At 73.6% G+C, this 11,891-nt stretch carries 17 protein-coding genes; 11 read left to right on the forward strand and 6 right to left on the reverse strand.

Translation table 11 applies throughout. From position 1 onward, the window contains the following. The first annotated feature begins 146 nt into the window (after window positions 1-146). Window positions 147-362 carry a dodecin gene (locus AB0N31_RS26550; protein ID WP_363087942.1) on the forward strand — a complete coding sequence of 72 codons (216 nt, stop codon included), beginning with the start codon at window positions 147-149 and terminating at the stop codon, window positions 360-362. 130 nt (window positions 363-492) lie between these two features. Here AB0N31_RS26550 and AB0N31_RS26555 read toward each other — a convergent pair whose 3' ends face one another. Next, on the reverse strand, window positions 493-984 hold the full coding sequence (locus tag AB0N31_RS26555; protein WP_366060947.1) for a hypothetical protein: 492 nt from the start codon (window positions 982-984) through the stop codon (window positions 493-495). A 115-nt stretch (window positions 985-1,099) separates the two neighbouring features. Here AB0N31_RS26555 and rpmF point away from each other — a divergent pair, with 115 nt between their 5' ends. Both rpmF and AB0N31_RS26565 read left to right on the forward strand, forming a co-directional pair. Then, a complete protein-coding gene (gene rpmF, locus AB0N31_RS26560) occupies window positions 1,100-1,270 on the forward strand; it encodes a 50S ribosomal protein L32 (RefSeq protein WP_366060948.1) in 171 nt (56 codons plus the stop codon). 113 nt (window positions 1,271-1,383) lie between these two features. Next, window positions 1,384-2,400 (forward strand): LLM class flavin-dependent oxidoreductase, encoded by a 1,017-nt coding sequence (locus tag AB0N31_RS26565; protein WP_366060949.1) that lies wholly within the window; start codon window positions 1,384-1,386, stop codon window positions 2,398-2,400. 143 nt (window positions 2,401-2,543) lie between these two features. Here AB0N31_RS26565 and AB0N31_RS26570 read toward each other — a convergent pair whose 3' ends face one another. From AB0N31_RS26570 to AB0N31_RS26580, 3 genes are all read right to left on the reverse strand, one after another. Continuing rightward, on the reverse strand, window positions 2,544-3,437 hold the full coding sequence (locus AB0N31_RS26570; RefSeq protein WP_366060950.1) for a PRC and DUF2382 domain-containing protein: 894 nt from the start codon (window positions 3,435-3,437) through the stop codon (window positions 2,544-2,546). Window positions 3,438-3,511: 74 nt separating this feature from the next. Then, a complete protein-coding gene (locus AB0N31_RS26575) occupies window positions 3,512-4,369 on the reverse strand; it encodes a lysophospholipid acyltransferase family protein (protein ID WP_366060951.1) in 858 nt (285 codons plus the stop codon). Further along, window positions 4,369-5,142, reverse strand: coding sequence for a GNAT family N-acyltransferase (locus tag AB0N31_RS26580; RefSeq protein WP_366060952.1), 774 nt, complete (start codon window positions 5,140-5,142; stop codon window positions 4,369-4,371). Before AB0N31_RS26580 ends, AB0N31_RS26575 begins: the two co-directional genes overlap by 1 nt. A 283-nt stretch (window positions 5,143-5,425) precedes the next feature. Here AB0N31_RS26580 and AB0N31_RS26585 point away from each other — a divergent pair, with 283 nt between their 5' ends. Genes AB0N31_RS26585 through AB0N31_RS26620 form a run of 8 tightly spaced genes read left to right on the forward strand, consistent with a single transcriptional unit; the run spans window position 5,426 to window position 9,061 of the window. Further along, window positions 5,426-5,749 (forward strand): gas vesicle protein, encoded by a 324-nt coding sequence (locus tag AB0N31_RS26585; protein WP_366060953.1) that lies wholly within the window; start codon window positions 5,426-5,428, stop codon window positions 5,747-5,749. A gap of 37 nt (window positions 5,750-5,786) precedes the next feature. Next, entirely contained in the window at window positions 5,787-6,308 is a 522-nt protein-coding gene (gvpJ, locus tag AB0N31_RS26590; RefSeq protein WP_366060954.1) for a gas vesicle protein GvpJ, read from the forward strand. Continuing rightward, entirely contained in the window at window positions 6,305-7,072 is a 768-nt protein-coding gene (locus AB0N31_RS26595) for a GvpL/GvpF family gas vesicle protein (protein ID WP_366060955.1), read from the forward strand. Before gvpJ ends, AB0N31_RS26595 begins: the two co-directional genes overlap by 4 nt. A 4-nt stretch (window positions 7,073-7,076) precedes the next feature. Further along, on the forward strand, window positions 7,077-7,325 hold the full coding sequence (locus AB0N31_RS26600) for a gas vesicle protein GvpG (protein WP_366060956.1): 249 nt from the start codon (window positions 7,077-7,079) through the stop codon (window positions 7,323-7,325). Then, window positions 7,322-7,666, forward strand: coding sequence for a gas vesicle protein (locus tag AB0N31_RS26605; protein WP_366060957.1), 345 nt, complete (start codon window positions 7,322-7,324; stop codon window positions 7,664-7,666). Before AB0N31_RS26600 ends, AB0N31_RS26605 begins: the two co-directional genes overlap by 4 nt. Next, on the forward strand, window positions 7,663-8,526 hold the full coding sequence (locus AB0N31_RS26610) for a GvpL/GvpF family gas vesicle protein (protein ID WP_366060958.1): 864 nt from the start codon (window positions 7,663-7,665) through the stop codon (window positions 8,524-8,526). The genes AB0N31_RS26605 and AB0N31_RS26610 overlap by 4 nt, the downstream gene beginning before the upstream one ends. Further along, a complete protein-coding gene (locus AB0N31_RS26615) occupies window positions 8,523-8,771 on the forward strand; it encodes a gas vesicle protein (RefSeq protein ID WP_366060959.1) in 249 nt (82 codons plus the stop codon). Before AB0N31_RS26610 ends, AB0N31_RS26615 begins: the two co-directional genes overlap by 4 nt. Next, window positions 8,768-9,061, forward strand: a complete 294-nt coding sequence (locus AB0N31_RS26620; RefSeq protein WP_366060960.1) for a gas vesicle protein K — start codon at window positions 8,768-8,770, stop codon at window positions 9,059-9,061. The genes AB0N31_RS26615 and AB0N31_RS26620 overlap by 4 nt, the downstream gene beginning before the upstream one ends. A 134-nt stretch (window positions 9,062-9,195) precedes the next feature. Here AB0N31_RS26620 and AB0N31_RS26625 read toward each other — a convergent pair whose 3' ends face one another. Continuing rightward, window positions 9,196-9,945, reverse strand: a complete 750-nt coding sequence (locus AB0N31_RS26625; RefSeq protein ID WP_366060961.1) for a succinate dehydrogenase/fumarate reductase iron-sulfur subunit — start codon at window positions 9,943-9,945, stop codon at window positions 9,196-9,198. Continuing rightward, window positions 9,942-11,891, reverse strand: coding sequence for a fumarate reductase/succinate dehydrogenase flavoprotein subunit (locus AB0N31_RS26630; RefSeq protein ID WP_366060962.1), 1,950 nt, complete (start codon window positions 11,889-11,891; stop codon window positions 9,942-9,944). Before AB0N31_RS26630 ends, AB0N31_RS26625 begins: the two co-directional genes overlap by 4 nt.

The following is an 11,891-nucleotide window of genomic DNA, read 5'->3' on the forward strand; positions in this document are numbered from 1 at the left end:
GTGCAGGATTTTGGTATGGACCAATGCGGAGGTCAAGGGGAGACCGGCCCACATCCCGGACGTCTCGCGTTCCGCCGCAGCTTGGGGCACCGTGGAGTGACGCGTGACACACGCGCACCGCCGTCCCGGCCGAGAGGAGCACCCGCATGTCGAACCACACCTACCGGGTCACGGAGATCGTCGGCACCTCGCCCGACGGCGTGGACCAGGCGATCCGCAACGGCATCTCCCGCGCCTCACAGACCCTTCGGCATCTGGACTGGTTCGAGGTGACCCAGGTGCGCGGACAGATCGAGAACGGCGATGTCGCGCACTGGCAGGTGGGCCTCAAGGTCGGCTTCCGCCTGGACGAGACGGAGTGACGGGCCGGGCGGAATGACAGGCGAGACGGAGTGATGCGGGCGCGGTCGGCCGCGACGGCAGGAACCTCCGGACCGGCGAGCCGCCGACCGGGGTGACGGGCAGCCCCGGGGCCCGCCCGCCGCCCGCTCCTCAGGTGCGCCCCTCGCGCTCCTGGGCGACGCGCAGCGCGGCCGAGGGCGCCGTCCAGCGCGCCCGGACCACGGTGAAGCCGACCGCCTCCGCGTCGTCGCAGACGAGGCCGTCGTCGTCCACCAGGACCCGCACCTCGCGCTCCCGGGCGAGACGGCGCAGGATCTCCAGCTTGGTGCGGCGGGCCGGACGGCGGTCGCCGTCACGCCGCATGTACACCCGCCCCTCCGGCAGCCCGTGCCGGTCGAGCCACTCGCGGGTGTCCTGCCGGCAGCGCTCGGGGCGCCCGGTCAGGTAGACCACCTCGCACTCCCGCGCGCTCTCCAGGGCCAGCGCGACCCCCTCCGCGAGCGGCGGGTCCTGCGCCGCCGCCACGAAGAAGGCGTCCCAGTCCCGCGGCCTGCGCTCCAGGAACCGCTGCCGGTGGGCGGTGCCGGCAAGGGTGTTGTCCAGGTCGAAGACGGCGAGGGGTCGCTTGCTGCTGTCGGTCACGGCACCACCCTAGAGACCTTCCGCGTCCGGGCGGGTGCGCGACCGACCGATCAATTGTTAATGGGATCCATTTTCATATAGCGTCCTCGGTGTCCAGCCGACGAGGAGGATCCCCATGGCCGTGCCCAAGCGGAAGATGTCCCGCAGCAACACCCGTCACCGTCGCGCCCGATGGAAGGCGACCACACCGGCACTCGTGCCCGTCACCGTGGACGGCGTCCGCCGCCTCGTCCCCCAGCACCTGGTGCGGGCGTACGAGCGCGGCCTGCTGCGTCCTGAGGGCTGACCGGAAGAACATCCGGGGCGCGGGGGCCAGGGCAGCGGGGGAACACCGGCGGTCCGGGGCGGGAGCCGGGCCCCTTGAGGGAATCCCGGCGTCCGTCACGCGTTGAACATCGTGTGAGTTCTGTGATCGAAGCCACCCGGTTCTCCGTCCTCGACCGCTCCCGCACGCGCGAGGGCCATCCGGCCGCCGCGGCCCTGCGGGACACCGTGGCGCTGGCGCGGGAGGTGGAGGCGCTCGGGTATCACCGGTTCTGGGTGTCCGAGCACCACGGCGTCCCCGGCGTCGCCGGCTCCGCGCCGACCGTTCTCGCCGCCGCCGTGGCCGCCGCGACGGCCACGATCCGGGTCGGCACGGGCGGAGTCATGCTGCCCAACCACCGGCCTCTGGTCGTCGCCGAGCAGTTCGGGGTGCTGGAGTCGCTGTTCCCGGGCCGCATCGACATGGGCCTGGGCCGGTCGGTCGGTTTCACGGACGGGGTCCGCAGGGCACTGGGCCGCGGCAAGGACGACGCCGAGGACTTCGGCGCCCAACTGCGGGAACTGCTCGGCTGGTTCCGCGGCACCTCGCCGACCGGCGTGCACGCGCGCCCCGCCGAGGGGCTGACCGTGCCGCCGTTCGTGCTGGCCATGGGGGAGGGCGCGCGGATCGCGGCGGAGGCGGGACTCCCCATGGTCATCGGCGATCTGCGCGACCGGGACCGGCTGCGGCGGGGCGTCGACGACTACCGCGCCCGGTTCCGCCCCTCCCCCTGGGCCGCGGAGCCGTACGTCGTCGTCTCGGGGACGGTCGCCGTCGCCGGGACGCCCGAGGAGGCCCGCCGGCTGCTGCTCCCGGAGGCCTGGTCCATGGCGCACTCCCGCACGCACGGCACGTTTCCGCCGCTGCCCCCGGCCGGCCGGGTCGAGGCCCTGCCGATGACCACGCGAGAGCGCGGTTTCTACGAAGCGGGCCTGACCGGCCAGATCGCCGGCACCGAGGAACAGGTCGCCCGCGAACTGGAGACGGTGCTGCAGGACACGGGGGCCCAGGAGGTCCTCGTCACCACCAGCACCCACGACCGGCGGGCGCTGCTGGACTCCTACCGGAGGCTGGCGACCGTCGCGCACGGGGGCCGGGCGCCGCGCGCCTGACCCGGGACGCGGGTCGCGGGGCCGAGCGCGGTACGGGCGGCGGTCGGTGCCGCCGCCCGCCGCGTCACCCGACCGCCGCGTCACCCGACCGGACCGCCGACATCACCGTGCACTCCGGCGCGTCCTGCTGACGGACGGTCGGCTCACCGGCGGTCCGGCGGGGTGTCGTCGTCGTGCCTCTCGCCCGCGACGCCCTCGACGCCCTCGGCCTCCAGGCGTTCCTTGCGGACCTGACCGCGTACGGTCTCCTCCTCGGTGCGCTCGTCGGCGGTCAGCCGGACCCGTTCCACCGGCACGGTCTCGGTCTCCACCACGGGACGTTCCTCGTGGAGGACGACCTCGTGCTCGGCCTCGGTGATGTCCGGCCCGGAGAGCGCGGCGTCGCGGTTGGCCTCGGTGATGGGCTCACGCTCGACGCGCACCTCCTCCCTGCGCACCGGCACGGTCGTCTCGACCTCTTCGGTGACCACGTACTTGCGCAGCCGGGCCCGTCCGGTCTCGCGCCGCTCGACGCCGACGTGCATCTGCTCCTCGGAGCGGGTCATGGCATCGTCGCCGGTCCGGCTCGCCCGGTGATCGGCGTCCGCCTCGCCCGGCCGCATGCCCGGGCGCATGCCCGGGCGCATGCCCGGAGCGGTTCCCGCCGCCGTGCCGGTCGCCGCCGCGGAGGTGCCCGTCCCCGCGGCCCGGCCCGAGACGTCGTCGTCGAGGACGCTGTCCCAGTCGATGCCGTAGTAGTCGTACAGGCGGTGCTCCTCGGACTCCGAGAGGTGTCCGCCCGAGTCGACGTCGACGTTGGGGGCGCCCTTGATCCTCTCCTTGTCGTAGGGGACCTCGATGTGGTCCTCCACCATCGAGGCGTCGCGGATCGGTACGAAGGACTCGCTCGTACCGAAGAGGCCCGTCTTGACCGTCACCCATTCGGGCTGCCCGGTCATGTCGTCGAAGAAGACGTGCTTGGCTTCGCCGATCTTGTGCCCCTCCCCGTCGTAGACGGGATGGTCCAGCACATTCCTGATCTGTTCGCGGGCGATCATGGAATCGCCCTCCCTTCGCGTGACGGCTTCCCGGTCCGAGTCACCGCCTCCGAACGGAGGAAACAGACAAATACTTATATTTCTCTCAATGGTTCAGGAAGGGGAAGCGCAACGGCGTCCTGTGGGCCCGGCGCGGCATGCCCCGGCCCCGCCGGGGCGGGCCCGGTCCGGCTCTGGGCCGCCCGGGCCAGCGACCGACGGTCGGCGTGGGCACCGGGCCGGAGCGCGGGGCTCACCTCGGCCTCGGCCACCAGTCCGCCCGCCATGACCACCCGCCACAGCGAGGCGAGCAGCGAGTCCTCCCCCACGAACGCGGGGACGGTCGTGGGCGCGCCCCCGGTGAGCCGGTAGCGGATGCGGACGGGCTGGACCGGCACCCCGGCGTCCAGGGCGGCCTGGAAGACGGCCCGGCGGAAGGTGCCCTGGGCCCGGCCGCACCACGTGCTGCCCTCGGGGAAGACGCCGACGGCCGCCCCCGAGCGCAGCAGCCCGGCGATGTCGGCGACCGTGTCCGGGAGGCCGCGCAGCCGGTCGCGGTCGATGAACAGGACGCCGCCGCGGGCGGCCAGCGGCCCCGCGACGGGCCACCGCCGTATCTCGGCCTTGGCGATCATCCGGGCCGGGCGGACCATGGCCAGCAGCGGGATGTCCAGCCAGGAGATGTGGTTGGCGACCAGCAGCAGGCCGCCGTCGGGCACGGCGGCACCGCTGAACCGCGGCCGGACCCCGGCGGCCCGCACGACGGCCCCCGCCCACCGGCGCACCAGCCCGGTCGGGACCCTGCCGCCGACCGGCAGCAGCGCGATCCCGGCCAGCAGCAGCGCCACGACCGCCACGAGCCGCAGCACCGCCCGCGGTACGGCGGTGACGGAGCCCGACACCTCCACGCACGCCCCGGGGGTGCAGGGCGCACCGGGCGGCCAGGCACTCATCAGGCGGGGACGAGCGAGAGGAAGTGCCGCAGATAGCGCGGGTCGACCCGGCGCATCGACAGCAGCACGTACAGGTCGGCGACCCCGAAGTCCGGGTCGTGGGCGGGCTCGCCGCACACCCAGGCGCCGAGACGGAGGTAGCCGCGCAGCAGGGCGGGCAGCTCGGTGCGGGCGGGCAGGACCAGATCCGGCCGCGGCACCCACGGCAGCCGCGGGCGGACCCGGAACTCCTCGGGTGCCAGGTGCTTGTCCCGCACCCGGTCCCAGGCGCCGGCCGCGGTGATGCCGCCGTCGGCGAGCGGGACGGAGCAGCAGCCGGCCAGCCATTCGTGGCCGTTGTCCACCATGTAGCGGGCGATGCCGGCCCATATGAGGCCGATGACGGCGCCGTCGCGGTGGTCGGGGTGGACGCAGGAGCGGCCGACCTCGACGAGGCCGGGCCGGATGCCGTGCAGCGGCGTCAGGTCGAACTCGGCCTCCGAGTACAGCCGGCCGGCGACCGCGGCACGCTCCGGCGGCAGCAGCCGGTAGGTGCCGACGACCTGGCCGGTGTCGGCGTCGCGCACCAGCAGGTGGTCGCAGTGGGCGTCGAAGGGGTCGACGTCGAGGCCGGGCCGTGCGGACGTGAGCAGGGCGCCCATCTCCCCGGCGAAGACGTCGTGCCGCAGCCGCTGGGCGGCCCGCACCTCGGCCTCGTCGCGGGCGAGGGTCACGAGGTAGCGGGAAGGGACGACGGGCAGCGGCGGGGCGTCCGGAGCGGTTGCGATGGTCATGGCTCTCTCCAGGTCACGGGCCGTTCGGCCGGAGTGGACGGACGGGCCGGTGGGGTACGGCCCGCCCGGTCCTGTTCTTCCGATGCCGTCTGGCGGGCGCGTGACCTGTGCCCGGAGCCGGGATGTGGGGTTGTTGAACGGCACGGGCGGCGAGCCGGCCGCGGCGCCCCGGACCCGTCGGCTCCGCTCCGGTGGCACGGCCGGGCTCCCCCGTACGACGGGAGCGGCCCGGATGGCCCAGTCGGACACGCGCGCGGCGGCTCCCGCGGCGAGAGTGGGCCGTATGACAGAACCCGGAACCGGCGGACGGCGTCGTGAACCGGTCTCGTCCGCCACCCGCCGACGGACCGTGCGCGGTGCGCGCGAGGCCGCCCGGCGCGCCGCCGAGGCGCTGACCGAGCTGATCCGTCACCGCCTGGAAGGGGTCTCCGCGGTGTGCCGGAGCGAGGACGACGGCTGGATCGTCGACGTCGACGTGCTCGAGTTGGCACGCATCCCCGACACCACCAGTCTGCTCGCCACCTACCAGGTCGAGCTGGACCCGACGGGCGAGCTGGTGCAGTACCGCCGTGTCGCCCGGTACCGGCGCGGGGCCCAGGACCAGTGACCGGACTCTCAGGCCCCTCTCCCGGAAGGACCGCCGCATGACCGTCTACGCCGACGAGGTCGTCTGTGCGCCCCGCGCCGGAACCCTCTACGACGTGCTGGAGCTCATCCTCGACCGCGGCATGGTGATCGACGTCTTCCTGCGCGTCTCGCTGGTCGGCATCGAGATCCTCAAGGTCGACGCCCGGATCGTGGTCGCCAGCGTCGACACCTACCTGCGCTTCGCCGAGGCGTGCAACCGCCTCGACCTGGAGAACGACACGCGGACCAGGACCGTGCCCGAACTGTTCGGCGGGCCGGTCGCCAAGACCGTCGCCAAGGCGGGCGCGAAGCGCACGGCCCGTTCCCTGACCGACAAGGTGCGGGACATCCTCAGCCCGGACGACGACGCCGTGGAGGCCGACGAGGACCTCGACGACGACGTCGGCCGCGAGCCCGCCCCGCGACCCGAGCGCCCGCGCCGCCGCCCGGCCGGGACGCGTCCCGCCGCCGGCGGCCGCAGGGCCGCCGGTGACGACGACCGTCCGCGGCCCCGGCGCCGCACGGAGGAGAAGGAATGACCGTGACGGGCACCGCCACCCTCACCACCGCCGGCACGCTCGGCACCCTGTACGTCTACGGCATCACCCCCGCGGGCGTCCGACCGCCGCGCACGCCCGGGGTGGACGGCGCGCCGGTGCGGCTGCTGACCGAGGCCGGGCTGTGCGCCGCGGTCTCGGACGCCCCGGCGCGGCTCAGGGCCCGCCGACGGGACCTGATGGCCCATCAGGCGGTGCTCGACGACCTCACCGCGCAGGGGCCCGTCCTGCCCATGCGGTTCGCCGTCCTCACGCGCGACGCGGAGGCACTGCGCGGCCGGCTCCGCACGGGCCGTACCCACCTGACCGAGCAGCTCGACGGGGTCCGGGGCTGTGTGGAGATGAACGTGAAGGGCGCCGTCGTGCCCGGGTACTTCGCCGACCTCGTGCGCCGGGACGACGGTCTGCGGGCCCTCGCCCGCCGGACCCGGCAGCGCCCCGGCTACGAGGCGAACGTACGCCTGGGTGAGGCACTCGCCCGGGGTGTCGCGCGCGAGGCCCGGCACGCGGCGCGGGAGGTGCTGGCACGGCTGGCCCCGCTCGCCGTGCGCACCGCGCAGGGGCCGGTCGACGACGAGCAGGTCCTGAGCACGTCGTTCCTGCTGCGCTCGGCCGACGAGCGGGGCTTCCGTCGGGCCGTCGCCGCCCAGGCGCGCCACTGCGGGGACCGGCTGACGCTCAGCCTCACCGGGCCGTTGCCGTGCTACAGCTTCGTCGACACGCCGCCCACCACGGCCGGGCGGTGACGCGGTGGGACTCGTGAGCGGACTCCTGCTCCTGCCCCTCGCCCCGGTGCGCGGCACGCTCTGGGTCGCCGACCACCTGCTCCAGGAGGCCGAGCGCCAGACCCACGACCCCCGGGCGGTGCAGGCGCGGCTGGCGGCACTCAACCGGGCCCTGGAGGAGGGCGCCATCGACGAGGCGGCCTTCGAGAAGGAGGAGGAGCGGTTGCTCCAACGCCTCCAGAGTCCCGTCCGGTACACGGAGGGCGCTTCGTGACCGACCTCGGCACCTGGCCCGCGGGCCCCGATCCGCAGCCCGCCGCGCCGCTCGGCGGAAACCTCGCGGACCTGCTCGAACGCGTCCTGGACAAGGGCATCGTCATCGCGGGCGACATCAAGATCGACCTGCTGGACATCGAGCTGCTCACCATCCGTCTGCGCCTGTTCATCGCCTCCGTCGAGACCGCCAGGAAGGCGGGCATCGACTGGTGGGAGACGGACCCGGCGCTGTCCTCGCGCGCCGCGCGTGACGCCCTCACCGAGGAGAACGCGCTTCTGCGTGCCCGTCTCGACGCCCTGGAGGGCGCCGAACCCGACGCTCGGGAGGTGATCCGATGACGGGTGTCCCGGCCGATCGGCCGACCGTGACGGGACAGGACGCGTCGCGCCCCTGGGTCACCTGCCTGTTCGCCGTGACGGACACCCCTGTGCCGGACGGTGTGCTCGCGGTGACGCCGGGCCATGACGGAGGGGGCCCGTTGCGGATCCTCGAGGCCGGCCCGCTCCGGCTGGTCGTGCAGGACGTTCCCGTGGCGGCCTTCGGCGAGGAGGCGCTCGCGCGACGGCTCGACCGGCCCGACGAGTTGGAGCGCTGTGCCCGCGCCCACCACCGTGCGGTGGAGACGGCCGCCCGCGAGGGTGCCGCCGTCCCCCTGCCGATGGCGACGCTCTATCTCGACGACCACAACGCGGTACGGGCCGTGACAGCCCGGGAGGCCCCGCTGCGCACGCTGCTGGACCGGCTGCGGGACCGGAGCGAGTGGGCGGTGAAGGTGTACTGCGCCGGGCCCGCGCGGACGTCCGGTGCCGCGTCCGGCGTCGCCGGGGACGGCGGCCCGGCGGACGGGCGGTCGTACTTGAGCCGGGTGAGCACCCGGCGGCGCACCGAGCGCGAGGCGCGCGAGACGGCCCTGGCGCGGGCCCACGCGGTCGACCGGGAGCTGCGGCGGTACGCCGTCGCCGCGACGCGGCACCGGCCGCAGAGCGAGCAGCTGACCGGCCGGAGCGTCCCGCAGCTGCTCAACGCGGCCTATCTGGTGGACGACGGCCGGCGTGCCGACTTCCTCGAGGCCGTCCGCCGGCCGGCCCTCGCCGACGGCACGGCGGTGGAGATCACGCTGTCGGGGCCCTGGATCCCGTACTCCTTCGCCCGCCTCGACGAGGTGGCGTGCGACGCGCGGGAGGAGGTCCGGGCATGACCGTGCCGATCGCGGGCGGCTCCGGCCGCACGGCGGTGCCGTGGAACGGGCCGGAGCCGTACGCGCCCGTGGGGGTGCCGCTGGTCGACCTGCTGGACCGGGTGCTGGCCACCGGCGTCGTGGTCAGTGGGGACCTGGTCCTGTCCGTCGCCGACGTGCCGTTGGTGCGGATCTCCCTGCACGCGCTGCTGTCCTCGGTCAACGACCGGGTACCGGCGCCCTGGCCGGACAGCGGGCCGCTGTGACCGCGCCGCGCGACCACACGCTGGACCTCGACCCCGAGCGGGTCACCGACGACCTGGCGGCCCTGGTCCTGACCGTGGTGGAACTCCTGCGGCAGCTCATGGAACGTCAGGCGGTGCGCCGTTTCGACGAGGGGACACTCAGCCCCGGCCAGGAGGAACGGCTCGGTACCGCACTGATGCTGTTGGACGGGCGGATGGACGACCTGTGCGCGCGGCACGGGCTGCGGCGCAGCGACCTCAACCTGGACCTCGGCCCGCTCGGCCCCCTCCTCGCCGATCCGGACCCGTGAGCCCGGGGCGTTCCCGGCGCGACCGCCGTACGGGGGGAAGCGAGACGGGACCGGGGATGAGCACCACTCCCGGTCCCGCCCGTCCGCGCCCTCGGCGAACGTCTCTCTTCCCTCACCCGGTCGGCGCCCGGACGTCAGCGCTTGGCCGCCTTGCGGGTGGCCCGCAGCCACTCCTTGTTCATGCCGGTGATGGAGACCAGCGGAATGCCCTTCGGGCAGGCGGTGGCGCACTCACCGGCCAGCGTGCAGCCGCCGAAGCCCTCCTCGTCCATCTGCGCCACCATGTCCAGCACCCGCGTCTCGCGCTCCGGCGCGCCCTGCGGGAAGACGTTCAGGTGGTTGATCTTGGCGGAGGTGAACAGCATCGCCGCGCCGTTGGGGCAGGCGGCCACGCAGGCCCCGCACCCGATGCACTCGGCGTGCTCGAACGCGAAGTCGGCGTCCGGCTTGGGCACCGGCGTGGCGTGCGCCTCCGGGGCGGCACCGGTGGGCGCGGTGATGTAGCCGCCCGCCTGGATGATGCGGTCGAAGGCCGAGCGGTCCACGACCAGGTCCTTGATCACGGGGAACGCGGAGGCCCGCCACGGCTCGACGTCGATCGTGTCGCCGTCCCGGAAGGACCGCATGTGCAGCTGGCAGGTGGTGGTGCGCTCCGGGCCGTGCGCGTCGCCGTTGATGACGAGGGAGCACGCGCCGCAGATGCCCTCGCGGCAGTCGTGGTCGAAGGCGACCGGGTCCTCGCCCTTGAGGATGAGTTCCTCGTTGAGGGTGTCGAGCATCTCCAGGAAGGACATGTCGGAGGAGATCCCGTCCACCTCGTACGTGGACATGGCGCCTTCGGCGTCGGCGTCGCGCTGCCGCCAGACGCGCAGGGTGAGCTTCATGCGTAGCTCCGCTGGGTGGGGTGGACGTACTCGAAGACCAGGTCTTCCTTGTGCAGGACGGGTGCCTCGCCGGTGCCGGTGAACTCCCAGGCGGCCGCGTAGGCGAACTCCTCGTCCCGGCGGGCGGCCTCGCCGTCGGGGGTCTGGGACTCCTCGCGGAAGTGGCCGCCGCAGGACTCGGCGCGGTGCAGCGCGTCGAGGCACATCAGCTCGGCGAGCTCCAGGTAGTCGACGACGCGGTTCGCCTTCTCCAGGGACTGGTTGAACTCCTCGCCGGTGCCGGGGACCTTGATGCGCCGCCAGAACTCCTCGCGGATCCGGGGGATCCGTTCGAGGGCCGTGCGCAGGCCGGCGTCGGTGCGGGCCATGCCGCAGAACTCCCACATCAGTTCGCCGACCTCGCGGTGGAAGGAGTCGGGGGTGCGGTCGCCGTCGACGGACAGCAGCAGGTTGAGGCGGTCCTGGGTCTCCGCCAGCACCTCCTGCACCACCGGGTGCTCGCCGCCGACCTCGCTCTGGTGCGGGTTGCGGGCGAGGTAGTCGTTGATGGTGGCGGGCAGCACGAAGTAGCCGTCGGCCAGGCCCTGCATCAGCGCGGACGCGCCGAGCCGGTTGGCGCCGTGGTCGGAGAAGTTGGCCTCGCCGATCGCGAACAGGCCCGGGATCGTGGTCTGGAGGTCGTAGTCGACCCACAGGCCGCCCATCGTGTAGTGCACGGCGGGGTAGATCCGCATGGGCACCCGGTACGGGTCCTCGTCGGTGATCCGCTGGTACATGTCGAAGAGGTTGCCGTACCTGGCCTCGACGGCCTTGCGGCCCATCCGCTCGATCGCGTCGGCGAAGTCGAGGTAGACGCCCTGGCCGCCGGGGCCCACGCCCCGCCCCTCGTCGCAGACGTTCTTCGCGGCGCGGGAGGCGATGTCACGCGGGACCAGGTTGCCGAAGGAGGGGTAGATGCGCTCCAGGTAGTAGTCGCGCTCGTCCTCGGGGATCCTGTTCGGCGGCCGGGTGTCGCCCTTCGCCTTCGGGACCCAGATCCGGCCGTCGTTGCGCAGCGACTCGCTCATCAGCGTCAGCTTGGACTGGTGGTCTCCGGTGCGCGGGATGCAGGTCGGATGGATCTGCGTGAAGCACGGGTTGGCGAAGTGGGCGCCGCGCCGGTGCGCCCGCCAGACCGCGGTGGCGTTGGAGTTCATGGCGTTCGTCGACAGGTAGAAGACGTTGCCGTAGCCGCCGCTGGCGAGGACGACGGCGTCCGCGAAGTACGTGTCGATCTTCCCGGTGATCAGGTCCCGCGCCACGATTCCGCGGGCCCGGCCGTCGACGACGATCAGGTCGAGCATCTCGGTGCGCGGGTGCATCTCGACGGTGCCGGCGGCGATCTGCCTGCTGAGGGCCTGGTACGCGCCGAGCAGCAGTTGCTGACCCGTCTGGCCGCGGGCGTAGAAGGTGCGGGACACCTGGACGCCGCCGAAGGAGCGGGTGTCGAGGAGGCCGCCGTACTCCCGGGCGAAGGGCACGCCCTGCGCCACGCACTGGTCGATGATCTCGACGGAGATCTGCGCGAGGCGGTGGACGTTGGCCTCGCGCGCCCGGAAGTCGCCGCCCTTGACGGTGTCGTAGAACAGCCGGTGGACGGAGTCGCCGTCGTTGCGGTAGTTCTTCGCCGCGTTGATGCCGCCCTGCGCGGCGATCGAGTGGGCGCGGCGCGGGGAGTCCTGGTAGCAGAACTGGACGACGTGGTAGCCCTGTTCGGCGAGGGTGGCGCCGGCCGAGCCGCCGGCCAGGCCGGTGCCGACGACGATCACCGTGTGCTTGCGCCGGTTGGCGGGGTTGACCAGCCTGGCCTCGAAGCGGCGCTTGTCCCAGCGCTCGTGGATCGGGCCGGACGGGGCCTTGGCGTCGGCGATCGGCTTGCCGGTCGTGTAGTCGGCGTAGGAGGTCAT

Source organism: Streptomyces sp. NPDC051051, from assembly GCF_040682975.1.
Classification (GTDB): domain Bacteria; phylum Actinomycetota; class Actinomycetes; order Streptomycetales; family Streptomycetaceae; genus Streptomyces.

Bases quoted from the DNA above. Each gene is read 5' to 3' on its own strand.
- AB0N31_RS26550 (WP_363087942.1), top strand. From the start codon at position 147: ATGTCGAACCACACCTACCGGGTCACGGAGATCGTCGGCACCTCGCCC.
- rpmF (WP_366060948.1), top strand. From the start codon at position 1,100: ATGGCCGTGCCCAAGCGGAAGATGTCCCGCAGCAACACCCGTCACCGT.
- AB0N31_RS26570 (WP_366060950.1), bottom strand. From the start codon at position 3,437: ATGATCGCCCGCGAACAGATCAGGAATGTGCTGGACCATCCCGTCTAC.
- AB0N31_RS26575 (WP_366060951.1), bottom strand. From the start codon at position 4,369: ATGAGTGCCTGGCCGCCCGGTGCGCCCTGCACCCCCGGGGCGTGCGTG.
- AB0N31_RS26580 (WP_366060952.1), bottom strand. From the start codon at position 5,142: ATGACCATCGCAACCGCTCCGGACGCCCCGCCGCTGCCCGTCGTCCCT.
- AB0N31_RS26585 (WP_366060953.1), top strand. From the start codon at position 5,426: ATGACAGAACCCGGAACCGGCGGACGGCGTCGTGAACCGGTCTCGTCC.
- gvpJ (WP_366060954.1), top strand. From the start codon at position 5,787: ATGACCGTCTACGCCGACGAGGTCGTCTGTGCGCCCCGCGCCGGAACC.
- AB0N31_RS26595 (WP_366060955.1), top strand. From the start codon at position 6,305: ATGACCGTGACGGGCACCGCCACCCTCACCACCGCCGGCACGCTCGGC.
- AB0N31_RS26610 (WP_366060958.1), top strand. From the start codon at position 7,663: ATGACGGGTGTCCCGGCCGATCGGCCGACCGTGACGGGACAGGACGCG.
- AB0N31_RS26615 (WP_366060959.1), top strand. From the start codon at position 8,523: ATGACCGTGCCGATCGCGGGCGGCTCCGGCCGCACGGCGGTGCCGTGG.
- AB0N31_RS26625 (WP_366060961.1), bottom strand. From the start codon at position 9,945: ATGAAGCTCACCCTGCGCGTCTGGCGGCAGCGCGACGCCGACGCCGAA.
- AB0N31_RS26630 (WP_366060962.1), bottom strand. From the start codon at position 11,891: ATGACCTCCTACGCCGACTACACGACCGGCAAGCCGATCGCCGACGCC.